Source organism: Simplicispira sp. (assembly GCF_028687295.1).
Lineage (GTDB): Bacteria > Pseudomonadota > Gammaproteobacteria > Burkholderiales > Burkholderiaceae_C > Simplicispira > Simplicispira metamorpha.
On record NZ_JAQUAL010000030.1, the window covers coordinates 1 to 26,631 of the forward strand.

A 26,631-nucleotide genomic window follows, 5' to 3' on the forward strand; every position below is an offset into this window, starting at 1 on the left:
GAATCACCTGCTGCACCAGCGAGAAGATTTCTTCCACGCGCGGCTCGATCACCCCGGCCAGCACCTGGCGGCTGAGCATGCGCGGGCCGCGGTCGCCCAGGCCAGGCACTTCGACCTGCGCGTCCGGATCGGCCAGCAGTTGCTTGGCGTAGCCGCTCTCGACCTTGATGTCCTCGGCGTCCTTGGTGGGGGTGCGCAGCGCCATGGCGATGTCGCTGGTGATGAGGTCGCCCGCAGCAGGGATGACCGCCGTGTGGCGAATGGCGCCCCCCGTGAAGATGGCCACATCGGTGGTGCCCGCGCCGATATCGACCACGGCCACGCCCAGCTCGCGCTCGTCGTCAGTCAGCACGGCCTGGCTGCTGGCCAGCGGGTTGAGCATGAGCTGCTCGACCTCCAGGCCGCAGCGGCGCACGCACTTGATGATGTTCTCGGCCGCGCTTTGCGCACCCGTGACGATGTGGATGTTGGCCTCCAGGCGGATGCCGCTCATGCCGATGGGCTCCTTCACGTCCTGCCCGTCGATCACGAATTCCTGCGGCTCCACCAGCAACAGGCGCTGGTCGCTGGAGATGTTGATGGCCTTGGCCGTCTCGACCACGCGGGCCACGTCAGCGGGCGTGACCTCTTTGTCTTTCACGGCCACCATGCCGCTGGAGTTCATGCCCCGGATGTGGCTGCCGGTGATGCCCGTGTACACGCGCTGGATCTTGCAATCGGCCATCAACTCGGCCTCTTTGAGCGCCTGCTGGATGCTTTGCACCGTGGCGTCGATGTTCACCACCACGCCGCGCTTCAAGCCGTGGCTGGGCGCCACGCCCAGGCCAGCGAGCTTGAGCTGGCCATTGGGCAGCACCTCGGCCACCACCGCCATGATCTTGGCGGTGCCGATGTCCAGACCTACCACCACATCTTTGTATTCTCTTGCCATATCCGTGTCTGCCTTTTATTGTCTGTGCCGCTCAGCGGCGCACTGCCGCAGCGCCCGGCGCCACCGTCGTCACGCCACGCAGGCGCACCGCATAACCACCCGCGTGGCGCAAATCGGCCGATTCCAGCGCGTCGGGTTTGCGCCCATACTGCGCGGCCACCTGCGTAAGCGTACCTACGAAACCCTTGGCGCGCCGCTCCACGTCGGAGACGGCCCCCCCGCCCAGTTCCACCACGGCACCGCCACCGAGCGTAGCGCGCCAACCACCCCGCCCCGACAACTCCAGCGCCTTCACGGGCATACCGAGCGTGCCAAAGGCCGATTGCAGCAGCCCGTACATCTGTAGCACCTGGGCCGACTGCCCTTGTGGCCCTTGCAAACGGGGCAGATCATCGTCCTCGGCGTCGTCGGCGCTGGCCTCGAACACCTCGCCATAGCTGTTGACCATGGCCAATCCGGTGTCGGGGCCCCAGTGCGCCACGGCGTTGTGTTCTTGCAACACCACATGCAGCGTGCGGGGGTATTGGCGGCGCACCTGGGCGCTGCGCACCCAGGGGGCCTGCTCAAAAGCCTCGCGCGCGGTGCGCAGGTCGATGGTGAAAAAGTTGCCCACCAGCTGCGGCGCCACGTTGGCGCGCAACGTCACGGCGTTGTTGTGTACCAGGTCGCCCTCGACCACGATGCGCCCGATGGCAAACGCCGGGTGGCGCAGCGCCCACCAGACGCTGGCTGCCAGCACCAGCACGACACAGGCCATGAACAAGACCGAAGCGGTCTGGTTCATGAGCCGCACGTCCAGTGGCGCGGGCAGCGTGTCCGTCATGCGGCGCATCCGGGGGCGGCGCCCGTGCAGGCACCGGGCGGGGTATCCAGGGTGGCGCTGGCCAGCAGGCGCAGGCACAGGTCTTCATAGCTAATGCCCAGCGCGCGCGCCGACATCGGCACCAGCGAGTGCCCGGTCATGCCCGGCGAGGTGTTGATCTCCAGCAAGAACGGCTGGCGGTCAGAGGCGCGGATCATGATGTCGGCACGCGCCCAGCCCCGGCAGCCCAGCGTGCGAAAGGCCTGCACCACCAGCGCCTGGATGGCACGCTCCTCGGCCTCGGGCAGGCCGCTGGGGCAGTGGTACTGGGTGTCGTCGGTGAAGTATTTGTGCTCGTAGTCGTAGTTGCCCTGGGGGGCGACGATGCGGATCACCGGCAGGGCGTGGGCGCTGGCGCCTTCGCCCAGGATGGGGCAGGTGGTCTCATCGCCTTCGATGAACTGCTCGCACAGCACCTCGGGGTCGTAGCGCGAGGCCAGTTCGTAGGCCTGGGCGCACTGCGCGGCGTCCGTCACCTTGGTCAGGCCGATGGTCGAACCCTCGCGCGCAGGCTTGACGATCATGGGCGCGCCCAGGGCGGCCAAGGCAGCCACCGTGTCGTCGGCACTGGAGACCAGGCGCCAGTCGGGCGTGGGCAGCCCTTCAAAGCGCCAGATGCGCTTGGTCATGATTTTGTCCATGGCGATGCTGGACGCCATCACGCCCGGGCCGGTGTAGGGAATGCCCAGCAATTCGAGCGCGCCCTGCACCGTGCCGTCTTCGCCGTGGCGGCCATGCAGCGCGATAAAGCAGCGGGCAAAGCCCTGGCGGCGCAGCTCGCCCAAGTCCTGCTGGGCGGGGTCGAAAGCGTGGGCATCGACGCCGCGCGAGCGCAGCGCCTGCAACACGCCCGCGCCCGACATCAGCGAGACCTCGCGCTCGGCAGAGCTGCCGCCCATCAACACGGCCACTTTACCCAGGGCCTGCACATCTATTTTTGAATCAAATTGGCTCATAACGCCCGTCCATCCTGCGCAACCAGCTCACTATTTTGTAGCAAATCAACCACCTTGCCTGCCACCGCCCCGATGGTGCCCGCGCCCATGCACAGCACCACATCGCCGTCCTGCACCAGGTCGGCCACCGCCTGCGGCAGCGCGGCCACCTCATCGACAAACACCGGCTCGACCCGGCCCGCCACGCGCAGGCTGCGCGCCAGGGCGCGGCCATCGGCAGCGACGATGGGCGCCTCACCGGCGGCATAGACCTCGGTGAGCAGCACGGCGTCGGCACCGCCAATGACCTTGACGAAATCTTCGAAGCAGTCGCGTGTGCGGGTGTAGCGGTGCGGCTGGAAGGCCAGCACCAGGCGCCGCCCCGGAAACGCGCCGCGCGCTGCCGCCAGCGTAGCGGCCATCTCCACGGGGTGGTGGCCGTAATCGTCAATCAGGGTGAACTGGCCACCGTCTTTGGCGGGCAATTCGCCGTAGCGCTGAAAACGCCGCCCCACGCCTTTGAAGTGGGCCAGGGCGCGCAGCACGGCCTCGTCGGGGATGTTCAGCTCGACGGCAATGGCGATGGCGGCCAGGGCGTTGAGCACGTTGTGCTCGCCCGCCAGGTTGAGCACCACCTCCAGGTCGGGCAGGGTGACGCCGTTGCGCCGCTGCACCGTGAAGTGCATCTGGCCAGCCTGCGCGCGCACGTCAATGGCGCGCACCTGGGCGTCTTCGGCAAAGCCGTAGCTGGTGATGGGGCAGGTGACCTCGGGCACGATGTCGCGCACGGCCGGGCTGTCCAGGCACAGCACTGCCGTGCCATAGAACGGCATGCGGTGCAGAAAATCGACAAAGGCTTTCTTCAGGCGGCCAAAGTCATGGCCGTAGGTTTCCATGTGGTCGGCGTCGATGTTGGTGACCACGGCCATCACGGGCAGCAGGTTCAGGAACGACGCATCCGATTCATCGGCCTCGACCACGATGTACTCGCCCTGGCCCAGCTTGGCATTGGCCCCGGCGCTGTTGAGCTTGCCGCCAATGACGAAGGTGGGGTCCAGCCCGGCCTCGGCCAGCACGCTGGTGACCAGGCTGGTGGTGGTGGTCTTGCCGTGCGCGCCCGCAATGGCAATGCCCTGCTTCATGCGCATCAGCTCGGCCAGCATCAGGGCGCGCGGCACCACGGGGATTTTTTGCGCGCGCGCAGCCAGCACTTCGGGGTTGTCGGGCTGCACGGCGGTGGACGTGACCACGGCATTGGCCCCGGCGATGTGCGCCGCTGCGTGGCCCAGGTGGGTGGCAATGCCCAGTGCCTGCAAGCGGCGCAGCGTGGCGCTGTCGGCCAGATCAGAGCCCGAAATGGTGTAGCCCAGGTTGTGCAGCACCTCGGCGATGCCGCTCATGCCCGCACCGCCGATGCCGACGAAATGGATGTGGTGGATGGCGTGTTTCATGCGCTCAGTTCTTCGCAGGCAGCAACCACCGCATCGGTGGCGTGTATTTTTTGCATGTTTTTGGCCTTCAGCGCCCGCTGCAAAAGCGCGGGCCGCTCCATATTTTGTAGCATTTTTGCCAACCCTTCGGGGGTGAGATCACGCTGTTGCACCAGCCAGCCGCCCCCGGCCTGCACCAGAAACTGGGCGTTGGCGGTTTGGTGGTCGTCCACCGCCGCCGGGAACGGCACAAAGACGGCGGCAGCGCCCACGGCGGCCAGTTCGGTCACGGTGCTGGCGCCAGCGCGGCACACCACCACGTCGGCCTGGGCAAAGGCGCTGGCCGTGTCGTCAATGAAGGGCGTGAGTTCGGCCTGCACACCGGCGGCGTGGTAATGGGCACGCAGCGCCTCGATTTGCGCCGCGCCGCTTTGGTGCGTGACCAGCGGGCGCTGGCCGGCAGGAATCAAAGCCAGCGCCTGGGGCACGATTTCGTTCAGCGCACGCGCGCCCAGGCTGCCGCCCACCACCAGCAGGCGCAAGGGGCCTGTGCGCCCGGCAAAACGCTGCTCTGGGGCGGCTTGCTGCAAGAAGGCCGCGCGCAAGGGGTTGCCCACCCACTGGCCTTGGGGCAGCGCGCCCGGAAACGCCGTAAACACCCGGCTGGCGATGCGCGCCAGCAGCTTGTTGGCCATGCCAGCGACCGAGTTTTGCTCGTGCAGCACCAGCGGCACGCCCGCCAGCCGGGCCATGGCGCCGCCCGGAAAGCTGATGTAGCCGCCCAGGCCCACCACCACGTCGGGTCGCACCCGGCGCACCACCTGGCGTGCCTGCCAGAAAGCGCGCGCCAAACGCCAGGGCAGCAAGGCCAGGGTTTTCAAGCCCTTGCCACGCACGCCGGAGAAATCAATGGTTTCCAGCGCAAAGCCCTGCGCAGGCACGATGCGCGACTCCATGCTGCCCGGCGCACCCAGCCAGTGCACGCGCCAGCCGCGTTCGCGCAGCGCCTGGGCCACGGCCAGCCCGGGGAAGATATGCCCGCCGGTGCCGCCCGCCATGATGAGCGCGGTTTTTTGCTTCATGCGTGGCCTCCTCTCATCAGGCGCTGCGCGCCTGGCATTGCTGGCGCAATGCGGCATTTGTTTTGCTGAAACAAGCTGCTCATGCGTGGCCTCCACGCATGAGCAGCTTGTTTTCATAATCCACGCGCAGCACCACCGCAATCGCCACCAGGTTCATCAAAATGGCCGAGCCGCCAAAGCTCATCAGCGGCAGCGTCAGCCCCTTGGTGGGCAGCGCGCCCAGGTTCACGCCCATGTTGATAAAGGCCTGGAACCCCATCCACATGGCCACGCCCTGCGCCACCAAACCGGCAAAAACGCGGTCCAGCGCAATCGCCTGGCGGCCAATGTGCATGATGCGCCGCACCATCCAGAAGAACAGCACGATCAGCGCGATCACGCCCACCAGACCGAACTCCTCACCGATCACAGCCAGCAAAAAGTCGGTGTGCGCCTCGGGCAGCCAGTGCAGCTTTTCGACGCTGCCGCCCAGGCCCACGCCAAAAACCTCGCCCCGGCCAATGGCGATCAGCGAGTGCGAGAGCTGGTAGCCCTTGCCCAGCGCGTGCTTTTCGCTCCAGGGGTCGAGGTAGGCAAAAATGCGCTCGCGCCGCCAGTCAGAGAACCACACCATGGCGGCAAAGGCCAGCACCAGGATGAAGGCAATCAAAAAGAACATGCGCGCGTTGACGCCGCCCAGAAACAAAATGCCCATGGCGATCACGGCAATCACCATGAAAGCGCCCATGTCAGGCTCGGCCAGCAGCAGCGCCCCGACCACGGCCACGGCGGCGCCCATGGGCAGCACGGCGCGGAAGAAGCGCTCTTTGACCTCCATCTTGCGCACCATGTAGTCAGCGGCATAGATCAGCACGGCAAACTTGGCCAGCTCGGAGGGCTGGAAATTCATGACGCCCAGGCTGAGCCAGCGCCGCGCGCCATTGACCACCGTGCCCACGTGCGGCACCAGCACCAAGATCAGCAAAAACAGCGACAGCAAAAACAGCCCCCGGGCATGGCGCTCCCACAGCGCCATGGGCACCTGGAACGCCAGCAGCGCCGCCACAAACGCCATCACCAGGGCAAAGATGTGGCGCACCAGAAAATGCGTGGGCGCAATCTTGCCAAAGCGCGGGTTGTCGGGCAAGGCGATGGAGGCGGAATAGACCATCACCGTGCCCCAGGCCAGCAGCGCCACCACGACCCAGACCAGGGCCTGGTCAAAACCCAGCACGCTGGCGGGGGTGGAGGCGGTGCGGCGGTATTCCATGCCGCCAGCGCGCACCGGCAGGCCGTCGCCGCCAGCACTGGACAGGCCCGCCCACCAATCGCCCAGGCGCTGCGCCACACCAGCGCGCCCGCTCACGACTGCCCCTCCAGCGCCTGACCGGCGTTGTCGGCCAGCGCCTGCACAGCGGCGCAAAACACCTGCGCGCGGTGCTCGTAGCCGGTGAACATGTCAAAACTGGCGCAGGCGGGCGACATCAGCACAGCGTCGCCCGCGTGGGCGCGCGCGGTGGCCAGCTGCACGGCGTCGGGCAGGCTGGGCGCGTCCAGCAGGGGCACACCGGTGCCTTGCAGCGCGGCGCGGATCAGCGGCGCATCGCGGCCCATGAGCACGACGGCGCGCACATGGCGGGCCACGGGCGCGGCCAGCGGGGCAAAGTCCTGGCCCTTGCCATCGCCGCCCAGAATCAAGACCAGGCGGCGCTCGACGCCCAGGCCGGTGAGCGCGGCCACGGTGGCGCCCACGTTGGTGCCTTTGCTGTCGTCAAAGTATTCGATGTCGTTGACGCGGCCCACGGGCTCGACGCGGTGGGGTTCGCCCCGGTATTCGCGCAAACCGTAAAGCATGGGCGCCAGCGGGCAGCCCGCCGCCTGGGCCAGCGCCAGCGCGGCCAGGGCGTTGATGGCGTTGTGGCGGCCCCGGATGCGCAGCGCATCGGCGGGCATCAGGCGCTGGATGTGCAGTTCTTCCTCGGCTTCAGCGCCGCGCACGCGCTTGCGGGTTTCATCGGCTTCGAGGGCACGCACCAGCCAGGCCATGCCGCCGACGGTGTCGATACCGAAGTCGCCGGGGCGCCGGGGCATGTCACCGCCAAAGGTGATGTGCGCTCGCTGCTGCGGTTTTTGCAGCTTGACGCGGGCGGGTGGCGGCAGCATGGCCATCACCTCGGGGTCTTCGCGGTTGAGCACCATCAGCCCTTGCGTGCCAAAAATGCGCGCTTTGGCCGCCGCGTAGGCGGCCATGCTGCCGTGCCAGTCGAGGTGGTCTTGCGTGACGTTGAGCACCGTGGCCGCCGTGGGCTCAAAGCCCGTGATGCCATCGAGCTGGAAGCTGGACAGCTCCAGCACCCACACTTCGGGCAGATCGCCGGCATCGAGCCGTTGGGCCAGGGTATCAAGCAGCGTCGGGCCGATGTTGCCCGCCACGGCCACGGTTTTGCCCGCGCGCTCGACGAGCTGGCCCGTGAGCGACGTGACGGTGGTTTTGCCATTGGTGCCGGTAATGGCCAGCACCTTGGGCGCATAGGCGGGCGCCGGGGCAGCCTCTGCGCTGGCGTCCGCGCTGTGCGCCGCACCCAGCGCCTGCAAGGCGCCAAAAAACAAGCTTAATTCGCCTCCAACGCTGATGTGGCGGGCGCTAGCAGCTATCAATACAGGAGCAATTGTCTCGGGACTCAACCCCGGCGAGCGGTACACCGCGTGCAGCGGCTGGCCCTGGACCAGGCTGGCATCGAAGGCACCGGGCACAAAGCGCACCTGCGGCAGCTCTTGCTGCAATACGGCCAGCTGCGGCGGTTGGGCACGCGTATCGGCCACCGTGACCTGCGCGCCGCAGCGCACGCACCAGCGCGCCATGGCCAGGCCCGAAGCGCCCAGCCCCAGAATCAGGACAGATTGGTCTTGCAAGGAGTTCATCGCAGCTTCAGGGTCGACAGGCCCACCAGGCACAGCAGCATGGTGATGATCCAGAAACGCACCACCACCTGCGTCTCTTTCCAGCCGCTCTTTTCAAAGTGGTGGTGCAAGGGTGCCATTTTCAGCAGACGGCGGCCTTCGCCGTAGCGGCGCTTGGTGTATTTGAACCAGGCCACCTGCGCCATCACCGACAGCGCCTCGACCACAAAAATGCCGCCCATGATGGCCAGCACGATCTCCTGGCGCACGATCACGGCGATGGTGCCCAGCGCGCCGCCCAGCGCCAGCGCGCCCACGTCGCCCATGAACACCTGCGCGGGGTAGGTGTTGAACCACAAAAACGCCAGCCCGGCACCGGCCATGGCCGAGCAGAAAATCAGCAGCTCGCCCGCGCCCGGAATGTGCGGCAAAAACAGGTATTTGGCATACACCACGTTGCCCGTGACATAGGCAAACACCCCCAGCGCCGAGCCCACCATGACCACCGGCATGATGGCCAGGCCATCAAGCCCATCGGTCAGGTTGACGGCGTTGCTGGCACCCACAATCACCAGGTAGGTCATGATGACAAAGCCCAGCACGCCCAGCGGGTAGCTCACTTCCTTGAAGAACGGCAGCAGCAGGCCCGCCTGGGTGGGCAGGTTCACATCAAAGCCCGAGCGCACCCACGACACAAACAGCTCCAGCACCTTGTAGTTGTTGCTCTCGGAGATGCTGAACACCAGGTACAGCGCCGCCAGCAGCCCGATGAGGGACTGCCACATGTATTTCTCGCGCGAGCGCATGCCGTTGGGGTCTTTGTTGACCACCTTGCGCCAGTCATCGGCCCAGCCGATGGCGCCAAAGCCCAGCGTGACCACCAGCACAATCCAGACAAAGCGGTTGGACAGGTCAAACCACAGCAGCGTGGAAATCGACAGCGCAGCCAGGATGAGCACGCCGCCCATGGTGGGCGTGCCGCTTTTGACGTGGTGCGTTTCCATGCCATCGGTGCGGATGGGCTGGCCGATTTTCAGCTCGGTCAGGCGCCGGATGACGCGCGGGCCCGCCACCAGGCCGATGAGCAGCGCCGTCAATGCGGCCATCACGGCGCGGAACGTCAAATACTGGAAGACGCGGAAAAAACCGAACTCGGGCGACAGGCTTTGCAGCCACTGGGCCAGCCAGATCAGCATGGCGCACGCAAGGCGCCGGTGGCGGCCTCCTGCACGGGGGTGTTACCGGGGGTGGGCGTGGCAGGCACGATGGCCTCCAGCACTTGCTCCATCTTCATGAACCGCGATCCTTTTACCAGCACGCTGCCCACCGTGGGCAGCGCCTCGCGCACTGCCGCTTGCAGCTGCGCCATGTTGTCAAAATGCCGCGCGCCCGCAAAAGCGGCGGCGGCGTGGGCACACTGCGCGCCCAGCGCAAACAGGTGCTCAATGCCGCAGGCCTGGGCGTGCTGCCCGGCTTCGGCATGGAACTGCGGCCCCTGCGCGCCGACCTCGCCCATGTCGCCCAGCACCAGCAGGCGCGGGCCGGGCAGAGCGGCCAGCACGTCGATGGCGGCGCGCACCGAGTCGGGGTTGGCGTTGTAGCTGTCGTCCACCACGGTGATCTGGCGGTTGCCCTGCGCCACAGCCAGCGCCCGCGAGCGCCCTTTGACCGGCACAAAGGCGCTCAGGCCCTGGGCGATGGCGGCCAGTGGCACCCCGGCGGCCAGCGCGCAGGCCGTGGCCGCCAGCGCGTTGCGCACGTTGTGCTGGCCGGCAATGTGCAGCGCACAGGCCAGATCGCCCTGGGGCGTGTGCATGCGCACCTGCCAGGCATCGCCCTGCCAGTGCGCCTGGGTGGCCTGCACATCGGCGCCGGCGCTGCCAAAGCTCAAGCAGCGGCGCGCACCGGCCAAGCGGCGCCACAGCGGGGTGTAGGCATCGTCGTGCGGGAACACGGCCACGCCATCGGCAGGCAAAGCCGCCAGCACGGCGCCGTTTTCTTCGGCCACGGCCTGCACGGTGTGCATGAATTCGAGGTGCTCACGCTGGGCGTTGTTCACCAACGCCACGGTGGGCCGGGCCATGTCGGCCAGCTGGGCGATTTCGCCGGGGTGGTTCATGCCCAGCTCGACCACGGCGATGCGGTGCGCGCTGCGCAGGCCCAGCAGCGTGTGTGGCACTCCGATGGCGTTGTTCAGGTTGCCCTGCGTGGCCCACGCGGCCTCGCCCGCGTGGGCGCGCAGGATGGACGCGATCATCTGCGTCACCGTGGTTTTGCCGTTGCTGCCAGTCACGCCGATCAGCGGCAGGCTGAACTGGCTGCGCCAACCAGCGGCCAGGGCGCCCAGCGCAGCCAGGGTGTCGGGCACGGTGACGCCGGGCAAGCCCGCATCCAGCAGGCCACCGTGGGCGATAGCGGCCACGGCGCCCGCCTCGCGCGCCTGCGACAAAAAGGCATTGGCATCAAAGCGCTCGCCTTTCAGGGCGACAAACAAATCGCCGGGCGCCAGCGTGCGGGTGTCGGTGTGAACGCGCACCATCGGCAGCGCACCGGCATCGGCACCCACCAGTTGCGCCTGCGGAATGCGTGCGCTGATCCAGCCAAAGGCCTGGGCCAGGGTCATCATGGTCATGTGCGGGCCTCCCGGCGTTGCAGCGCGGCCTGGGCCTGCGCCATGTCGGAGAACGGGCGGCGCACACCGGCCATTTCCTGGTAATCCTCGTGGCCTTTGCCAGCGATCAGCACCACATCGGCGCTGTCGGCCTGGGCCAGTGCCTGGCCGATGGCAGCGGCGCGGTCGGGTTCCACCCACACGGTATCGCCTGCGATGGTGCCTTGCAGAATCTGGTGAATGATGTGCTCGGGTGCCTCGCTGCGGGGGTTGTCGCTGGTCACGACCACGCAGTCGGCGCGGTGCTGCGCAGCGGCGCCCATTTGCGGGCGCTTGCCCGCGTCGCGGTCGCCGCCGCAGCCAAATACGCACCACAGCCGACCGCCGCGCGCCTGGGCCAGCGGGCGCAAGGCGCGCAGGGCTTGGTCCAGGGCGTCGGGGGTGTGGGCGTAATCCACGGCCACCAGCGGCTGGCCCGGCGTGGCAATGCGCTGCATGCGACCAGGCACGGGCTCCAGCGCAGCGCAGGCGGCCACGGCGCTGGCCAGCGGGATGCCCAGGGCGCGCATGGCTGCCAGCACGCCCAGCAAATTCGAGACGTTGTAGTCGCCAATCACCGCCGTTTGGAGCCGGTGTTGTTCAGCGCCTTCGACCACCGTGAAGCACAGGCCCGCGTCGGCAAACACCACATCCTGCGCGCGCAGGCGGGCGCTTTGGTGCATGGAGATGCTCCACAAGTCCAGCGGCGGCGTGGGCTGTGCCTGTTGCGCCAGGGCCAGCGTGCTGTGCAACTGCGCGCCATGCGGGTCGTCGATGTTCAGCACCGCCGCCTGCAAGCCGGGCCAGGAAAACAGCGCGGCCTTGGCCTGCCAGTAAGCCTCCATGCTGCCGTGGTAGTCGAGGTGGTCTTGCGTGAAGTTGGTCAACACGGCCACGCGGATGCGCGTGCCCGTGAGGCGGTGCTCGGCCAGGCCAATCGAGGACGCCTCAATGGCGCAGGTGCGCACGCCCGCATCGGCAAACTGCCGGAACGCCCGTTGCAGCCGCACCGGGTCGGGCGTGGTCATGCCAGTGGTTTCCAGGTGGGGGACAATTCCCATGCCCAAAGTACCCACCAGGGCGCATGGGGCGTGCGCTTGCAGCTCTCTTTTTAAGAGCACACCAGCACCACCCGCATCGGCCTGTGCCGACAAGGCCCCGGCCAGCCACCAGGCGCTGCTGGTTTTGCCGTTGGTGCCGGTAAAGGCCACCACATCCAGCGCCTGGGTGGGGCTGCCAAACCACTGCGCGGCGATGTCGGCGGTGGCGGATTTCAGGCCAGGCAGCGCGGCCAGGTGTTCTCCGGCCAGGCCAAAGGGTTCGACCCCCTCGCGCTCCACCAGGCAGGCCACGGCGCCGCGCGCCAGGGCATCTGGCACATGGGCGCGGCCATCGGTGGCGGCGCCGGGCCAGGCGATGAAGCCATCGCCCGGTTGTATCTGGCGGCTGTCGGTGTGCAGCGTGCCGGTGACGCGCGCGCGCAGCCACTGCACGGCTTCAGCGCTGTGGGCCAGCGTGTGTATCACAGCGATTCCTCCACGGGATTGGCCACGATTTGCGGCTTGACATCGATATCGGGCTGCACGCCCATCATGCGCAGCGTTTGCTGCACCACCTCGCTGAACACGGGCGCGGCCACCAAACCGCCGTACACACCGCCCACGGTGGGCTCATCGACCATCACGGCCACGATGATGCGCGGCTTGTCGATGGGTGCCATGCCGGTGAACCAGGCGCGGTATTTGCCCGCCGCATAGCTTTTGCCCACCTGCTTGCGCGCCGTGCCCGACTTGCCGCCCACCGAGTAGCCCTGCGTTTGCGCGCGCTGGCCGGTGCCGCCGGGGCCTGCGGCCATCTCCAGCATCTTGCGCACCTGATCGGCGGTGCGCTGCGAAAACACCGGCACGCCCACCGCAGGCTGCGTGCTTTTGAGCATGGTGGCCGGGATGATGCTGCCGTCGTGCGCAAACACGGTGTACGAGCGCGCCATCTGGAACAGGCTGGCCGAGAGGCCGTAGCCATACGACATGGTGGCCTGCTCCACCGGGCGCCAGGTTTTGTAGGGGCGCAGGCGCCCGCTGACCGCACCGGGAAAGGCGATCTGCGGCTTTTGCCCAAAGCCCGCCGCCGAGAAGGTTTCCCACATCTCACGCGAAGACATCTGCATGGCCAGTTTGGTCGTGCCCACGTTGCTGGACTTCTGGATCACGCCCGCCACAGTCAACAAGCCGTAGTTGTGTGTGTCCGAGATGGTGTAGCCGCCCATGGACAGGCGCCCGGGCGAGGTGTCCATGGGCGTTTCGGGCTTCACACGGCCGCTCTCCAGGGCAATGCCAATGGTGAACGGCTTCATGGTCGAGCCGGGCTCGAAGGTGTCGGTGATGGCGCGGTTACGCAGTTGCTCGCCGGTCAGGTTTTTGCGCTTGTCGGGCACGTAGCTGGGGTAATTGGCCAGCGCCAGCACCTCGCCGGTGATGGCGTCCAGCACCACCACGCTGCCCGCCTTGGCTTGGCTCTTGGCCACCTGGTCGCGCAGCTTCTGGTAGGCAAAAAACTGCACCTTGCTGTCGATGGACAGCTGCATGTCGCGGCCATCCAGAGGCGGTACATCCTCGCCCACGCCCTCGACCACGCGGCCCAGCCGGTCTTTGATGACGCGGCGCGAGCCGGCCTTGCCTGCCAGCAGGTCGTTGAACGCCAGCTCCATGCCCTCCTGGCCCCGGTCTTCGACGTTGGTGAAGCCGACCACGTGGGCAGCTGCCTCGCCCTCGGGGTACTGGCGCTTGTATTCTTTGCGCTGGTAGATGCCCTTGATACCCAGCGCAGCGATTTTCTGGCCCACGTCCCAGTCGAGTTGGCGCTTGACCCAGACGAAGGTCTTGTCCTCATCGGCCAGCTTGGCGGTCAATTCGGGCAGCGGCATGTCCATGAGCCGTGCCAGCTCGCGCAGCTTGGCGCGCACCTCGGGGTCTTCCTGCTCTACGTCTTCCGGAATGGCCCAGATGCTGGCCGCGGGCACGCTGGAGGCCAGAATCAGCCCGTTGCGGTCCAAAATCTTGCCCCGGTTGGCGGGCAGCTCCAACGTGCGGGCAAAGCGCACCTCGCCCTGGCGCTGGAAGAAGGCGTTGTCCAGCACCTGCACATAGGCGGCGCGCGCGCCCAGCCCGACAAAACCCAGCGCAATCAGCGCCACGATGAACTTGCTGCGCCACACGGGCGTTTTGCTCGCCAGCAGCGGGCTGGACGTGTAGAGCACGCTGCGGCTCATGGCTGCTTCCTGGCGGGGGCATCGCCCTGCGTCGTGGGCAGGGCCACGATGGGTGCGGGGTCTTGCACGTATTGCGTGATGGGTGGGGTGGCGGTGCGCATGTGCAGCTGGTCACGGGCCATGGCTTCCACGCGCGAGGGCGTGGCCTGGGCACGTTTTTCCACTTGCAGGCGCTCGTGCTCGGTTTCCAGGCGCCGCGCCTCGGCATCGGCGCGGTGCAGCGCGGTATAGAGCACGCGCGATTCATACTGCGTGCGCACCACGAACATCGCGCTGACCAGCACCAGCAGCAGCAAGAAAATGTTCACCCGGGTCATGCGCGCGCCTTGCTCCCGGCGCAGACCATGCAGCGCAACGCAGCGGGCGTTCTGTAGCCCCAACCACTGGCACCAGCACTCATGCGGGCACCTGGGTACGCTCGGCCACGCGCATCACGGCACTGCGCGCGCGCGGGTTGGCAGCCACTTCCGCCGCACCGGGCTTGGTACGCTCCAGGGCCTGTAGCCGCATGGCCTGCGGCGGCGCAAACGGCGCGCGCCGGTCATACGTTTCTTTGGAGTGCTGGGCAATGAACTGCTTGACGATGCGGTCTTCCAGCGAGTGAAAACTGATCACCACCAACCGCCCGCCCGGACGCAGCACCGACAGGCAAGCTTGCAGCGCTTGCTGCAACTCGTCCAGTTCGCCGTTGATGAAGATGCGCAAAGCCTGGAACGTGCGCGTCGCAGGGTTCTGCCCGGCCTCGCGCGTCTTGACCACGCTGGCCACCAGATCGGCCAGCTCTGCCGTGGTGCTCAGGGGGCCGCGCTCCTGGCGGCGCGCCACAATGGCCCGGGCAATGGGGCCGGCAAAGCGTTCTTCACCGTAGTCGCGCACCACCTGGGCAATCTGCCCCACATCGGCATGGGCCAGCCACTGCGCCACGCTCTGGCCCCGGGTGGTGTCCATGCGCATGTCCAGCGGGCCGTCAAAACGGAAGCTGAAGCCGCGCTCGGGGCTGTCAATCTGTGGTGAGCTCACGCCCAAATCCATCAGCACCCCAGCGGCACTGCCTGCGGGCAAATCGGCCAGGTGGCGAAAACCTTCGTGGCGAATCGAAAAACGCGCATCAAGGATGCGCGCTGCTTCGGTGATGGCTTCGGGGTCTTTGTCGAACGCCAGCAAACGATGGCCTGGCGGCATCTGCGAGAGTATTCGCCGCGAATGCCCGCCCCGGCCAAAGGTGGCATCAATCCAGGTGCTGCCCGGCGCCGCCTCGCAGGCGTTGCCCAGCAGGGCATCAACCGCTTCATCGAGCAGCACGGTGGTATGGGGGAGGATGTCAGTCACTGCAAGTCTCGGAAAGAGAAGCACTGTAGCAGCAATTGCTGTCGGCAGACCCGTACGCGCAAGCGCTTATACCAATGGAATCAAACAGTTAGCGGTGCAAACGAGAGATAAAAAAACAATAAAAAACCTTTTGTCGCACCGCCACCCCGGCACTCAGAGAATGTAGCGCGACAAGTCCTCGTCCTGGCTGAGGGCTTTGAGGCGCTCATCGACGTAGGCCGCATCCACCACCAGCGTCTGGCCGGCGCGATGGGCAGCGTCAAAGCTGACCTCATCGAGCAGGCGCTCCATCACCGTGGACAGGCGCCGGGCGCCAATGTTTTCGGTGCGCTCGTTCACCTCAAAAGCGATGTGCGCCAGGCGCGTGATGCCCTCGGGCACAAACTCCAGCGCCACGCCCTCGGTGGCCAGCAGCGCTTGGTACTGCTTGACCAGCGAGGCGTGCGTCTGCGTGAGGATGCCCTCAAAGTCCTGCACCGACAGCGATTCCAGCTCCACGCGGATGGGAAAACGCCCCTGCAACTCGGGGATCAAATCGCTGGGCTTGGAGAGGTGAAAAGCGCCCGAGGCAATGAACAAAATGTGGTCGGTCTTGACCATGCCGTATTTGGTGGACACCGTGGTGCCCTCCACCAACGGCAGCAAATCGCGCTGCACGCCCTGGCGCGAGACGTCGGCGCCGCTGGTTTCCTGGCGTGCCGCCACTTTGTCGATCTCGTCGATGAAGACGATGCCGTTTTGCTCGGCGTTCTGGATGGCGCGGGTTTTGATGTCTTCTTCGTTGACCAGCTTGACCGCTTCTTCGTCAATCAGCAGCTTGCGCGCCTCGGCAATGTTGAGTTTGCGCGTGCGCCGCTTGTCCTGGCCCATCTGGCTGAGCACGCTGCGCAGCTGTTCGGCCATTTCTTCCATGCCCTGGGGGCCCATGATCTCGACCTGCGGGCGGGCGTCGGCCACGTCAATCTCGATCTCTTTGTCGTCCAGCTGGCCTTCGCGCAGCTTTTTGCGGAACACCTGGCGCGCGGTGCTATCGGCGGGTGGCTCACTGCCGGGCACGCGCGCTTGCGGAATGAGCACATCGAGGATGCGCTCTTCCGCCGCGTCCTCGGCGCGCACACGCACCTGCTGCACCTGCGCCTGGCGCTCTTGCTTGACGGCGATTTCGGCCAGGTCGCGGATGATGGCGTCCACGTCTTTGCCCACATAGCCCACCTCGGTGAACTTGGTGGCCTCGATCTTGATGAAGGGCGCATCGGCCAGGCGTGCCAGGCGCCGGGCGATTTCGGTCTTGCCCACGCCGGTGGGGCCGATCATGAGGATGTTTTTGGGCGTGATCTCGTGGCGCAACGGCTCGGCCACCTGCTGGCGGCGCCAGCGGTTGCGCAGCGCAATGGCCACGGCACGTTTGGCACTGGCCTGGCCCACGATGTGCTTGTCCAGCTCGGAAACAATTTCCTGGGGGGTCATCGACGACATGGCAAACCTTTTATAGGATCAAAAACGGCTCCAACCCTTTGCTGATGGGCGTGAGCAGCTATTTATTCAGTAGCAAAAAACCGGCGGAACGGGCACTGGCGGCACCCCTTGCCCTGCCGGACAGCGCACGCGGCGTTACAGCGTCTCGATGGTGTGGTGCATGTTGGTGTAAATGCACAGCTCACCGGCAATTTCGAGCGACTTTTTCACGATCTCCTGGGCGCTCAGGTCGGTATTGGTCAAGAGCGCCTTGGCCGCCGAGTGCGCATAGGCACCGCCCGAGCCAATGGCCACAATGCCCTGCTCGGGCTCCAGCACATCGCCGTTGCCGGTGATGATGAGGCTGGCGCTGTGGTCGGCCACGGCCAACATGGCTTCCAAGCGGCGCAGCACGCGGTCGGTGCGCCAGTCTTTGGTCAGTTCAATGGCAGCGCGCGTGAGGTGGCCCTGGTGTTTGTCGAGCTTGGCTTCGAAGCGCTCGAACAGCGTGAAGGCGTCGGCGGTGGCACCGGCAAAACCGGCCAGCACTTTGCCGTGGTGCAGTTTGCGCACTTTGCGCGCCGTGCCTTTGACCACGATGTGGCCCAGGGTGACTTGGCCATCGCCGCCAATGGCCACCTGCACGCCGTCGGGCGTCTGGCGGCGCACGCTCAAGATGGTGGTGCCGTGAAAAACAGGGGTATCGCTGGTGGATTGCATAACGGCAGAAGGTAGGGGTGGCGGCAGTGCTTTACAAGCAGCCACCGGGGCCAGGCGGCATCAGTTTTTGCGCGGAATCACCCAGGCATGCTCATTGATGCCGACCACATTGAAAAACACGGCAACCACGCGGTGCAGGTTCTGGAAATGCACTTCGCGCTTTTGCGCCTGCTGGGCTGCCGCCCAATTGAGCACCGAACCGGCGGCAGAAAAATCAATGCGAATCAGCCGGTCGCATGGCACCACCAGGGGCTGACCGGGCTTGGCCAGCGACTCCAGGTTTTGCAAGAACGCATCGGCATCGCCTTCAATGTGGCCCGACAACCCGACGGTGGCAGGGGCAGGCGCAGCGTCCGGAGCGGCTGGCGGGTGCGCGGCCAACAAATCGGCCGATACGCCATCGCCCTCTGCGGCATCCAGATAACCGCAGCGCGGCACCTGCCAGGCTGGCGGCGACACCTCATAGGTAACGCAATAGTCCAGCGCCACCAACTCGAACTCATCACCCAGCCCCATGCAGCGCAGCAGCGCCATGCGCAGCCGCCACCACTCGGGGCTGCCGCCACGATCGCCCGACTGGGTGTGTGCCTGCAACAGCGCCTGCAAGCGCTCAGCCCCCACAAACACCAGTTGTACTTGTTGATCGGCCCAGCGGTTGAACTCTTGCGCCAGCGCGGGCAGCGCGGCTTCTTCAATCACCGTCAGGCGGCTCCAGACCAGCATCCAGGGCGAAGCGGCACGGGCCAGCGAGGCCTGCAACGCGGCCACCGACTGCACGCCAATGGCGGAGGGCGCATTCCAGCTGAAATCGCGGCGCACCGCAGCTGCCTCTGCGGCCGGGGTGCTGCTGGCCAGGCCCAGTTGCTCGGGGATGGAAAACCACAGCGGCGCCGAACGCCCGAAGCAGGCAGCAAATTCAATGGCCAGGGTGTCAAAACCTTCTTGCTGACCGGTGGCGCGGTACAGGTCAAACAGCGTCATCCAGATTTCCAGGGGCGACTCCCCCTGGCTGTTGCGGTGCTGCGCCACCACATCCAGCAGGCAGGCACTGGCACCCGCGTAATCTGCGTTGGCAAACAGGATGGCAGCTTCTTCCAGGTCGGGTTCGTGCACAAATGCCTCCATTTCGACGGCAACCACCGATCGTGCAGCGGGCGACGCCAGCGCAGAAGCGTCGGCATGTGCCTCGACTTCGGCAGGCGCCAGCATGGGTGATGTTGCGCCACCAAAGCCCGCGATGACCATGCTGTCATTGGCAAACAAGGGTTCCGCCGCCGCTTGCGGCTCCAGCGACAACGGCATGGAGGCGGGCGCGGTGGGAGCAAAGGCAGTCGAGAGGGCGGCCATGCCCGTGTTGCGCGGCGACAGACCCGCTGGCAACGTAGGCACCAGGGGCGCGGTGTCGCCCCCCTGTTTGCCACGCCACCACTGCATGGACATCTGGGCCTCGATCTCGTCGATCTTTTTGATGGTGACCGCCCGGTCATCGGGTGAGGTCAGACTGCTTTGAAAGAAAGAGGCGCGACCCACGGGGTCTTCCACGCGCTGCCCGACCAGGGCGTCGCGCTGGCGCAGTTTGCGCAACTGATCGAACTCCCGCTTGCGCACAAAATCGTTGCGGCGCTTGCGCTCGATCATCTCCTTGAGCATCTGCTTGCTGTACTGGCTCTCACGGTCACTCTCCAGCGTGTCCAGCTCAGTCCAGTTGACGGTGGGGTTGCGCACAAAGCGCACCACCTTGGAGAGCAGGCCACCAGGGGATGATTCTTCTTTGCTCATGGCAATGAACCAGAAAGTGCGCCGCTTTCAGCCGCGCGTCAGTCGCCAAACATTTTTTGCTTCAACTCACGGCGCTGCTGCGCCTCCAGCGACAGGGTGGCTGTAGGCCGCGCCAGCAGACGCCCCACGCCGATGGGTTCGCCGGTTTCATCGCAGTAGCCGTAGTCGCCAGCGTCAATGCGGGCAATGGATTGCTCGATTTTTTTCAGCAGCTTGCGCTCGCGGTCGCGGGTGCGCAGCTCCAGGGCGTGTTCTTCTTCAATGGTGGCGCGGTCGGCGGGGTCGGGCACTACCACGGTGTCTTCGCGCAGGTGCTCGGTGGTTTCACCGGCGTTGTTGTGCATGTCCTGCTTGAGCGATACCAGCTTGTGGCGGAAGAAAGCCATTTGCGTGTCGTTCATGTACTCGCTGTCTGGCATGGCCAGCACTTCAGCGTCGGTCAGCTCTTCAACGGACTTGGTTTTCCAGTTGCCAGACAGTTTGGCGTCTTTCTTTGCGGCCCCGGCGGGGGGCGACACTTGCATGGTAGAGGGCATGGTGTTGGTATAGCTCGCTTTGGCTCCAGTAGAAGCCACTGATTGCGCCATGGATGGTACGGTCAATTGGGCCAGGCGGGAGGAAGGCCGGGTACTGCGCACAGGCTCCTGTCCTGGCGCAGGCACCGTGCTGACAGACGGTGTGGCCACCGCCTTCGGCTCGGCCTTGGAGGCCGCTCTCACAGCTGGCGCAGCTGGCACCTTGGATGCCACAGCCTTGGCTGTGCTCGCGGGGGCCTTGGCGGCTGCCTGGGATTTGCTGGGTTCGGCTTTCACTTCCTGTCTCCTCACAGTACGGGCGGGCCCGCAGCCACGCGGATGGCTGGCTGACGGGCGATGGGGTGGTAAGCCCGTGTGTTTACCGGGGCGCGATTGTATCGGCACCCAATGGCTGTAATCCGCTGCGTGGCGCAATACCCACAGACCGGATTACACCCCCCTGCACACGCTCAGGCAAGGCACTGCTCCAATCCCTGCAACAGGATGTCCTGGGGCAGGTCGATGCCGATGAACACCATCTTGCTGGTGCGCGCCTCACCTTCAGCCCACTGCGGCCCCAGGTCGCTGCCCATGAGCTGGTGCACGCCCTGGAAGATCACCTTGCGCTCGGTGCCCACCATGTGCAGCACGCCCTTGTAGCGCAGCATGCGCGGGCCATAAATATTGACGATGGCGCCCAGAAAGTCTTCCAGCTTGGCCGGATCGAAAGGACGCTCGGCACGGTAGACAAAGCTCTTCACATCGTCATCGTGGTGATGGTGGTGGCCCTGGCCGTGCTGGTGCGAGGGGTGGTTGCAGTGCTCGCCATGCGCGTGGTCGTGGCCCTGGTGGTCGTGGTGGTCATGCCCGTGCTCGCAATGGCCGTGGTCATGGTCGCAGTGGCTGTGGTCGTCCTCGTCTTTCAGGAAGTCGGGGTCGATATCGAGCTTGGCGTTCAGGTTGAAACCGCGCAAGTCCAGCACCTCGTTCAGTGGCACCTCGCCAAAATGCACCGCCTTGATGGGTGCGCGCGGGTTCATGTGCTTCAAGCGGTGGATGAGGGCGTCGGTTTCCTCGGCGCTGACCAGGTCGGTCTTGGACAGAAAAATCTGGTCGGCAAAACCCACCTGGCGGCGCGCTTCCTGGCGGTCGTTGAGCTGCTGGGGGGCGTGCTTGGCGTCCACCAGCGTGATGATGGAGTCGATGAGGTAGGTCTCGGCGATTTCCTCATCCATGAAAAAGGTTTGCGCCACCGGGCCGGGGTCGGCCAGGCCGGTGGTTTCGATGACGATGCGGTCAAAGTCCAGCAGACCTTTGCGGCGTTTGGCAGCCAGCAGTTGCAGCGTCTCGCGCAGGTCTTCGCGGATGGTGCAGCAGATGCAGCCATTGCTCATCTGCACGATCTGCTCTTTGGATTCGGTCACCAAAATATCGTTGTCGATGTTTTCTTCGCCAAACTCGTTTTCGATCACGGCAATCTTCTGGCCGTGGGCCTCGCTCAACAGGCGCTTGAGCAGCGTCGTTTTGCCCGAGCCCAGAAAGCCGGTGAGGATGGTGGCGGGGATAAGAGACATGGGAGAGACACCTGCACGAAAAGGCGCTTGCCGCAGGGCATGAACGCCAGAAAAGGGAAAAAGCGAGGTCGCAGTTTAGCGGTGGCGCCATATATCTGGCGCTGGCGCAAAGAAATGGCTACATTGCTGCGCCAAAGCAGCACACCCTGATTGGCCTACCCCTAGAGCACTTCTTTGCCCATGAAAAAACCCACCCTTGCCGCTGCCGTGGCGCTTCTTCTGCTGTCGGGCTGCGCCAGCATGACCCCTGATCAATGCCGTGTTGCCGACTGGTACCAGGTCGGCGTGGAAGACGGCAGCGCCGGCCATGGCGCGCAACAAAAGCTGGGGGAATACGCCCAGGACTGTGCCGAAGTGGGCGTGCGCCCCGATACGGCACGCTTCCAGCAAGGCTGGGAGACAGGCATCCTGCGCTACTGCACGCCCTACACCGGCTGGAGCGAAGGCACCCGGGGCCGCAGCCAGCAGCTGGACATGTGCCGGGGCCGCCCGCAGGAAGGGGGCTTTCAGTTTGCCCTGCGCGCGGGTCTGGAGGTGTACCGCACCCGGCAAAGCATGGACAGCAACGAGCGCGAAATCCGCCGCCAGGAGCAGCGCCTGCAAGACAAGAACACCACCGAAAGCCAGCGCCGCGAGGCCCGCGACCGCATCCGTTACCTGGACTTTGAGCAATCGCGCCTGCGCCGCACGCTGCAAGACCAAGAGCGCCTGGCCCCCTGAGCAGGCACACCACAGGCCACGGCGCCCCGTGCGCCAGCCTGGCACCTGGCAGAGGTATTTCTGCAATCAAATTGGCCTCTAACGCCCTGGGGACGGGCGCTAGCAGCTATCAAAAAAGAAGCGATTTCCCACCGCACACGCCCCACCTAACCCCGGCACCTGCACCGGAGCGAAGCACCGCCCCAACCGAGCGCACCACGCGCCCTGCCGCGCCCGCCCTTCCGTCACTCTTTTTCTCGGCCCTGAGCCCGTCCCGACCACCGGGAACCGCGCGGTAGAGCGCGCTTGTTTGCACCGACATTTGGCATAGCCACGCACACGCCCTTGCAGCACGGGTGCTGCGCGAGCGCATTTTCTGATGTGGTAGGCGTTTCAAAAATTGATTAAATTGATATAATTACAAAAATCCACACATTTAATACATTTGTCATGAATCTCTCTCCAGGCAGTGCAACCACCGCCCCTGGCGTCCACCCGGCACCCCAGGCCAGCCACAGCACCCGCCTCTGCGCATTCTTGGCCTTCAAACTGGGTCAAGAGGAGTACGGCATGGACATCCTGCGCGTGCAGGAAATCCGCTCTTACGAAAAACCCACCCTGTTGCCCCACGGCCCTGCCCACCTGCTGGGCGTGGTGAACCTGCGCGGCACCATCGTTCCCCTCATGGACTTGCGCGTGCGGCTCCAGCTGGCGCAGGCAACCTACGACGCGCACACCGTCGTGATCGTGGTCAATGTAGGCCAGCGCGTGGTGGGTCTGGTGGTGGACAGCGTCTCTGACGTGCTGTCGCTGCGGCCAGAACAGATGCGCCCCGTGCCCGCTCTGGAGTCGGGCTTTGCCCCGGAGCACCTGCTGGCACTGGGCTGCGTGGACGAACGCACGCTCCTGCTGCTCGACATCGAGCAATACCTGGCAGCCAGCCAAGGCACCGCAGCCCCCGCCTAACGCGGCTAAGCCCCTTTTTTCTTCTACAGGAGGCGCCCCATGCGCAACAACAACGTAAAAATCTCGACCCGGCTGGTACTCGGATTTGGCTTTATGGTCATGCTGATGGTGTGGATGGGCACCACAGCCATCGTGCTGGCCCAACGGGCCAACGACTCTTTCCATGTTGTCGTCGATGACTTGATGCCCAAAATCAGCACCTTGCACCAGACCAAGGAACAAATTCTGAGCACCGAGTTGGCCTTGACCCATCTGATGCTCGACTTCACTCCAAACAACGTTCAGCGCCAGCAAGCTGCCGTAGAAAGCGGGCGCCAGAAAATCACGCAAGCCTTCAAAGAGCTGGAACGGCTGGTCACTTCCGAAAAGGGCAAAGCCCTGCTCAAGGAAGTTCTGGAGGCGCGGGCTACTTACACCAGCCATCTGGGCAACTTCTATGCCAAGGCACAGGCGGGCGACATCGAAACGGCCCGCAATATCCTGATGAACCAAATGTCCACGCACCGCACGGCCTACTTTGGCAGCCTGGACCATTTCATTGACTTTCAGGCGGCACTGACCCAGGAAGCCAAAGAAAACTCCGCCACGGCGCACAGCGATATCGAGACCTACACCCTTCTGGTGCTGGCGATTGCATTGGCGGCAGCGGTGGCCATCGCGCACCTGCTGCAACGCTCCATCACCGGGCCGCTGCGCCAAGCAGTGGAGTTTGCCCATGCCGTGGCAGCAGGCAACCTGAGCCGCCGCATGGAGGTCACGGGCACCAACGAAACCGCACAGCTGCTGCAAGCGCTGTCCGAGATGCAAAGCGCGCTCACCCAGGTGGTGAGCAAGGTGCGCGACGGCTCCGGGAGCGTGGCCACCGCCAGCGAACAAATTGCCCAAGGCAACAGCGACCTGTCTGCCCGCACCGAAAGCCAGGCCAGCGCGCTGCAACAGACGGCTGCCTCCATGGAGCAGCTCAACTCCACCGTGCGCCAGAACGCCGACAACGCGCGCCAGGCCAACCAACTGGCACAAAGCGCCTCCAACGTCGCAACGCAAGGCGGCGAGGTCGTGGCCGACGTGGTGCGCACCATGAAGGACATCAACGACAGCTCGGCCAAGATCGCCGACATCATTGGCGTGATCGACTCGATTGCTTTTCAGACCAACATCCTGGCGCTCAACGCCGCAGTGGAAGCGGCCCGCGCAGGCGAGCAAGGCCGGGGCTTTGCCGTGGTGGCCTCGGAGGTGCGCAGCCTGGCAGGCCGCTCTGCCGAAGCCGCCCGGGAGATCAAAGACCTGATCAGCGCCAGCGTCGAGCGCGTGGAAACTGGCACGGCCCTGGTAGACCGCGCAGGCCAGACCATGGCCGAAGTGGTGGGCGCCATCCGCCGCGTCACCGACATCATGGGAGAGATCAGCGCCGCCAGCACCGAGCAAAGCCAGGGCGTGGCCCAGGTAGGCGAGGCCGTGGCCCAGATGGACCAGGTCACGCAGCAGAACGCCGCACTGGTGGAGGAAATGGCAGCGGCTGCCGCCAGCCTGAACACGCAGGCCCAGGAGCTGGTGGATACGGTGTCGGTGTTTCAACTGGAGCGCGCCCATGGCCGCGCACAAGCCGGTGTCGCCACGGCATCCAAAGCCTCGGTGCGCGCAGGCACAGGCCCATCCGGCCTGGCGCACATGCCTGCGGCCAGTGTGGCTGTGGCCTACAGCGCCGACTGAGCAAGCCCCTGGCGTTGGGTGCCCACGGCACCCAGCGCCAAGGTCACGTGCCGTCTGGCGCCGACACCAGTTGCAGCACCTGCTGGCGCAACTGCTGCCAGCCTTGCTGCATGGGCTCCAACGCCCCCTGGGCAGCGCATTCTTCGGTACGGCGCGCCCATTGCGCGGCCAGGGCCTCGCCCAGCATGGTCAGTACCGACTTGAGGTTGTGGGCCACACGCCGCAGCGCTTGCACATCACCGGTCTGCACCGCGCTGTCTCCGGCGCACACATCCTGCGCAAACTGGGCCAGGCAGGCCGCCCGGTAGGTACGGTAGAGCGCATGGTTACCGCCAAAGAATTCGGTCACAGGATCGGGGACTGCCGTGGCGCTGGCTGGCGGCGGGGCTGCTGCCTCGGCCAGACTGTCCAGCGCCTGCTCCACACACTCCATCAGCGCCCCCACCGATGCGGGCTTGTGCAAGATGCGCCAGACCTGCAATGCCTGCAACTGGCGCTCCATGGCGGGGTCAATGCCCCCACTGAACACCACGGTGCGACAGGCCAGACCCGGCGCTGGCCCACGGGCGTGTAGCCATTGCAACCAATCCAGGCCAGAGCCGTCGGGCAGCGTCAGGTCGGTCAGTACCAGTTGCACGGCGGCAGCCTCAACGGCTTGGCGCGCCTGGGCCAGGGTGGCGCACTGCACCAGATCAAGATCCAAAGGCTCCAGCACCATCTGCACAAAACGACGGACTGCCGGGTCGTCCTCCAGAAGCAGTACGCGCGGCGGTGTCACAAGGCGCCCTTTCAAGCCACCGAACGCAGGCACTCTGACAGCAGACCGGGCAACTCTTGCACCAGGCGGGGCTTGTGTACCACGGGCAGGCCAGCGAGCGCAAAAGCGTAAGGAGCGCGCTGCTCGGGCTCCAGGGACGTCACCACGATCAGGCGGCTGCGTTGGAACTGGGGGTGCGAACGCAGCCGGGCAATCAGGGTGGCGCCGTCGATGCCGGGCAACAAAATATCGACGATGAGCACATCGGGCTGCAACTCGCCTGCCATGGCCAGACCGACGATACCGTCATCGGCCACGTGCAAATCGACCTCGGGAAAGCTGTGCGCCATCAGCAGCTTGACCAGGGTCTGGAAATGCGTGGAATCCTCTATCAGCAGCACACGCTGGCGCTGTGGGTGTGCCGGTGCCGCGCGGTTGCCGCTGTGGGCAACACGCTGGCCCAGGTCTTTTTCCGGGGGGGAGGCGGCACCCGGCACCACTGCGCCGTCAGGCAACGGCGGCCCGCCAGGCGCCACCACAGCGCCTGCCTGGCGCTGGGCCAGCCAACGCTCGACCGACGCCCGCGCAATGCGCCGGTGGCCACCGGGTGTTTTCCAGGCCTCCAGTTCGCCCCGGTCCACCATGAGCTGTACAGAGCGCACCGCCAAGCCCAGCACCTGTGCGACATCGCGCGTGCTGCAATCGTCTGGCAGGGTCATGGCCAAGCTTGTTTTCATTGGATCGGATCCTATCACTTCAAACAATGGTAATTATGATATATTTGATAAATTCAAATTAACCCATGCCATCCACCATGACCCAGCGCATTTTGATCGTCGAAGACCATGCGGACATCCGTCGGCTAATCCGCATGACCCTGGAATTTGAAAACCACGAAATCCACGAGGCCGTCAACGCCGACGAAGGCCTGGAAGCAGTGCGGCAGTTGCGTCCGCAGTTGTTGCTGCTGGACATCATGATGCCGGGCCAGCTGGACGGCCTGGACTTGTGCCGCCTCGTCAAAAGCGACCCCTCCCTGGGCATGCCGCAGGTGATACTGCTCACGGCACGCGGACAAAGCCAGGACAT

24 protein-coding genes are annotated in these 26,631 nt (G+C 65.5%); 4 read left to right on the forward strand and 20 right to left on the reverse strand.

What is annotated here, in order from left to right; genetic code table 11:
- The 18 genes from ftsA to PHX69_RS05510 form a co-directional block, all read right to left on the reverse strand.
- Positions 1-931: cell division protein FtsA (gene ftsA, locus PHX69_RS05425; RefSeq protein WP_288042722.1), on the reverse strand; the 931-nt coding region annotated here is incomplete at its 3' end.
- Positions 932-962: 31 nt separating this feature from the next.
- A complete protein-coding gene (locus tag PHX69_RS05430) occupies positions 963-1,754 on the reverse strand; it encodes a cell division protein FtsQ/DivIB (RefSeq protein ID WP_119013098.1) in 792 nt (263 codons plus the stop codon).
- Positions 1,751-2,749, reverse strand: a complete 999-nt coding sequence (locus PHX69_RS05435; RefSeq protein ID WP_119013058.1) for a D-alanine--D-alanine ligase — start codon at positions 2,747-2,749, stop codon at positions 1,751-1,753. Before PHX69_RS05435 ends, PHX69_RS05430 begins: the two co-directional genes overlap by 4 nt.
- Positions 2,746-4,179 (reverse strand): UDP-N-acetylmuramate--L-alanine ligase, encoded by a 1,434-nt coding sequence (murC, locus tag PHX69_RS05440; RefSeq protein WP_119013057.1) that lies wholly within the window; start codon positions 4,177-4,179, stop codon positions 2,746-2,748. Before murC ends, PHX69_RS05435 begins: the two co-directional genes overlap by 4 nt.
- The gene (murG, locus tag PHX69_RS05445) at positions 4,176-5,240 is read right to left on the reverse strand and encodes an undecaprenyldiphospho-muramoylpentapeptide beta-N-acetylglucosaminyltransferase (protein WP_288042724.1); all 1,065 of its coding nucleotides are present in this window, start codon (positions 5,238-5,240) and stop codon (positions 4,176-4,178) included. Before murG ends, murC begins: the two co-directional genes overlap by 4 nt.
- A 79-nt stretch (positions 5,241-5,319) precedes the next feature.
- On the reverse strand, positions 5,320-6,567 hold the full coding sequence (ftsW, locus tag PHX69_RS05450) for a putative lipid II flippase FtsW (RefSeq protein ID WP_288042738.1): 1,248 nt from the start codon (positions 6,565-6,567) through the stop codon (positions 5,320-5,322).
- 14 nt (positions 6,568-6,581) lie between these two features.
- A complete protein-coding gene (murD, locus tag PHX69_RS05455; protein ID WP_288042725.1) occupies positions 6,582-8,141 on the reverse strand; it encodes a UDP-N-acetylmuramoyl-L-alanine--D-glutamate ligase in 1,560 nt (519 codons plus the stop codon).
- A complete protein-coding gene (gene mraY, locus PHX69_RS05460; RefSeq protein ID WP_119013054.1) occupies positions 8,138-9,316 on the reverse strand; it encodes a phospho-N-acetylmuramoyl-pentapeptide-transferase in 1,179 nt (392 codons plus the stop codon). Before mraY ends, murD begins: the two co-directional genes overlap by 4 nt.
- Positions 9,310-10,746 carry a UDP-N-acetylmuramoyl-tripeptide--D-alanyl-D-alanine ligase gene (locus tag PHX69_RS05465; RefSeq protein ID WP_288042739.1) on the reverse strand — a complete coding sequence of 479 codons (1,437 nt, stop codon included), beginning with the start codon at positions 10,744-10,746 and terminating at the stop codon, positions 9,310-9,312. The genes mraY and PHX69_RS05465 overlap by 7 nt, the downstream gene beginning before the upstream one ends.
- Before the next feature lie 2 nt (positions 10,747-10,748).
- Positions 10,749-12,302, reverse strand: a complete 1,554-nt coding sequence (locus tag PHX69_RS05470) for a UDP-N-acetylmuramoyl-L-alanyl-D-glutamate--2,6-diaminopimelate ligase (RefSeq protein ID WP_288042741.1) — start codon at positions 12,300-12,302, stop codon at positions 10,749-10,751.
- The gene (locus PHX69_RS05475; protein WP_119013052.1) at positions 12,293-14,038 is read right to left on the reverse strand and encodes a peptidoglycan D,D-transpeptidase FtsI family protein; all 1,746 of its coding nucleotides are present in this window, start codon (positions 14,036-14,038) and stop codon (positions 12,293-12,295) included. The genes PHX69_RS05470 and PHX69_RS05475 overlap by 10 nt, the downstream gene beginning before the upstream one ends.
- Positions 14,035-14,355, reverse strand: a complete 321-nt coding sequence (gene ftsL, locus PHX69_RS05480; protein ID WP_119013051.1) for a cell division protein FtsL — start codon at positions 14,353-14,355, stop codon at positions 14,035-14,037. Before ftsL ends, PHX69_RS05475 begins: the two co-directional genes overlap by 4 nt.
- 79 nt (positions 14,356-14,434) lie before the next feature.
- The gene (rsmH, locus tag PHX69_RS05485; RefSeq protein ID WP_119013050.1) at positions 14,435-15,367 is read right to left on the reverse strand and encodes a 16S rRNA (cytosine(1402)-N(4))-methyltransferase RsmH; all 933 of its coding nucleotides are present in this window, start codon (positions 15,365-15,367) and stop codon (positions 14,435-14,437) included.
- Positions 15,368-15,520: 153 nt separating this feature from the next.
- Positions 15,521-16,843, reverse strand: coding sequence for an ATP-dependent protease ATPase subunit HslU (hslU, locus tag PHX69_RS05490; RefSeq protein ID WP_288042727.1), 1,323 nt, complete (start codon positions 16,841-16,843; stop codon positions 15,521-15,523).
- Positions 16,844-16,978: 135 nt separating this feature from the next.
- Positions 16,979-17,542 (reverse strand): ATP-dependent protease subunit HslV, encoded by a 564-nt coding sequence (gene hslV / locus PHX69_RS05495; RefSeq protein WP_119013048.1) that lies wholly within the window; start codon positions 17,540-17,542, stop codon positions 16,979-16,981.
- Between the two features lie 60 nt (positions 17,543-17,602).
- Positions 17,603-19,321: an STAS domain-containing protein gene (locus PHX69_RS05500; protein ID WP_288042729.1), complete on the reverse strand. Its 1,719-nt coding sequence runs from the start codon at positions 19,319-19,321 to the stop codon at positions 17,603-17,605.
- Positions 19,322-19,359: 38 nt separating this feature from the next.
- Positions 19,360-19,857, reverse strand: coding sequence for an RNA polymerase-binding protein DksA (gene dksA / locus PHX69_RS05505; protein WP_241524920.1), 498 nt, complete (start codon positions 19,855-19,857; stop codon positions 19,360-19,362).
- Positions 19,858-20,306: 449 nt separating this feature from the next.
- Positions 20,307-21,410 (reverse strand): CobW family GTP-binding protein, encoded by a 1,104-nt coding sequence (locus PHX69_RS05510; RefSeq protein ID WP_288042730.1) that lies wholly within the window; start codon positions 21,408-21,410, stop codon positions 20,307-20,309.
- 180 nt (positions 21,411-21,590) lie between these two features.
- Between PHX69_RS05510 and PHX69_RS05515 the strand changes: the two genes are divergently transcribed.
- The 3 genes from PHX69_RS05515 to PHX69_RS05525 all read left to right on the forward strand — a co-directional run bounded on the left by PHX69_RS05515 (position 21,591) and on the right by PHX69_RS05525 (position 24,785).
- Entirely contained in the window at positions 21,591-22,130 is a 540-nt protein-coding gene (locus tag PHX69_RS05515) for a DUF2799 domain-containing protein (protein WP_119013044.1), read from the forward strand.
- Between the two features lie 429 nt (positions 22,131-22,559).
- The gene (locus PHX69_RS05520; protein WP_288042731.1) at positions 22,560-23,075 is read left to right on the forward strand and encodes a chemotaxis protein CheW; all 516 of its coding nucleotides are present in this window, start codon (positions 22,560-22,562) and stop codon (positions 23,073-23,075) included.
- A gap of 39 nt (positions 23,076-23,114) precedes the next feature.
- Positions 23,115-24,785, forward strand: coding sequence for a methyl-accepting chemotaxis protein (locus PHX69_RS05525; protein WP_288042732.1), 1,671 nt, complete (start codon positions 23,115-23,117; stop codon positions 24,783-24,785).
- Positions 24,786-24,828: 43 nt separating this feature from the next.
- On the opposite strand, the gene PHX69_RS05530 is transcribed toward PHX69_RS05525, so the two are convergent.
- Complete coding sequence (locus PHX69_RS05530; protein WP_288042733.1) at positions 24,829-25,563, reverse strand: response regulator; 735 nt, start codon at positions 25,561-25,563, stop codon at positions 24,829-24,831.
- 11 nt (positions 25,564-25,574) lie between these two features.
- On the reverse strand, positions 25,575-26,279 hold the full coding sequence (locus PHX69_RS05535; RefSeq protein WP_288042734.1) for a response regulator: 705 nt from the start codon (positions 26,277-26,279) through the stop codon (positions 25,575-25,577).
- A 77-nt stretch (positions 26,280-26,356) separates the two neighbouring features.
- On the opposite strand from PHX69_RS05535, the gene PHX69_RS05540 reads away from it, so the two are divergent.
- A partial coding sequence (locus PHX69_RS05540; RefSeq protein ID WP_288042736.1) for a response regulator transcription factor occupies positions 26,357-26,631 on the forward strand: 275 nt, incomplete at its 3' end.

Excerpts from the sequence above, each read along its gene's own strand:
- PHX69_RS05430 (WP_119013098.1), bottom strand. The coding sequence starts at position 1,754 with ATGACGGACACGCTGCCCGCGCCACTGGACGTGCGGCTCATGAACCAG.
- PHX69_RS05435 (WP_119013058.1), bottom strand. The coding sequence starts at position 2,749 with ATGAGCCAATTTGATTCAAAAATAGATGTGCAGGCCCTGGGTAAAGTG.
- murC (WP_119013057.1), bottom strand. The coding sequence starts at position 4,179 with ATGAAACACGCCATCCACCACATCCATTTCGTCGGCATCGGCGGTGCG.
- murG (WP_288042724.1), bottom strand. The coding sequence starts at position 5,240 with ATGAAGCAAAAAACCGCGCTCATCATGGCGGGCGGCACCGGCGGGCAT.
- murD (WP_288042725.1), bottom strand. The coding sequence starts at position 8,141 with ATGAACTCCTTGCAAGACCAATCTGTCCTGATTCTGGGGCTGGGCGCT.
- mraY (WP_119013054.1), bottom strand. The coding sequence starts at position 9,316 with ATGCTGATCTGGCTGGCCCAGTGGCTGCAAAGCCTGTCGCCCGAGTTC.
- PHX69_RS05465 (WP_288042739.1), bottom strand. The coding sequence starts at position 10,746 with ATGATGACCCTGGCCCAGGCCTTTGGCTGGATCAGCGCACGCATTCCG.
- PHX69_RS05475 (WP_119013052.1), bottom strand. The coding sequence starts at position 14,038 with ATGAGCCGCAGCGTGCTCTACACGTCCAGCCCGCTGCTGGCGAGCAAA.
- ftsL (WP_119013051.1), bottom strand. The coding sequence starts at position 14,355 with ATGACCCGGGTGAACATTTTCTTGCTGCTGCTGGTGCTGGTCAGCGCG.
- hslU (WP_288042727.1), bottom strand. The coding sequence starts at position 16,843 with ATGTCGTCGATGACCCCCCAGGAAATTGTTTCCGAGCTGGACAAGCAC.
- hslV (WP_119013048.1), bottom strand. The coding sequence starts at position 17,542 with ATGCAATCCACCAGCGATACCCCTGTTTTTCACGGCACCACCATCTTG.
- PHX69_RS05500 (WP_288042729.1), bottom strand. The coding sequence starts at position 19,321 with ATGAGCAAAGAAGAATCATCCCCTGGTGGCCTGCTCTCCAAGGTGGTG.
- dksA (WP_241524920.1), bottom strand. The coding sequence starts at position 19,857 with ATGCCCTCTACCATGCAAGTGTCGCCCCCCGCCGGGGCCGCAAAGAAA.
- PHX69_RS05510 (WP_288042730.1), bottom strand. The coding sequence starts at position 21,410 with ATGTCTCTTATCCCCGCCACCATCCTCACCGGCTTTCTGGGCTCGGGC.
- PHX69_RS05515 (WP_119013044.1), top strand. The coding sequence starts at position 21,591 with ATGAAAAAACCCACCCTTGCCGCTGCCGTGGCGCTTCTTCTGCTGTCG.
- PHX69_RS05520 (WP_288042731.1), top strand. The coding sequence starts at position 22,560 with ATGAATCTCTCTCCAGGCAGTGCAACCACCGCCCCTGGCGTCCACCCG.
- PHX69_RS05525 (WP_288042732.1), top strand. The coding sequence starts at position 23,115 with ATGCGCAACAACAACGTAAAAATCTCGACCCGGCTGGTACTCGGATTT.
- PHX69_RS05535 (WP_288042734.1), bottom strand. The coding sequence starts at position 26,279 with ATGAAAACAAGCTTGGCCATGACCCTGCCAGACGATTGCAGCACGCGC.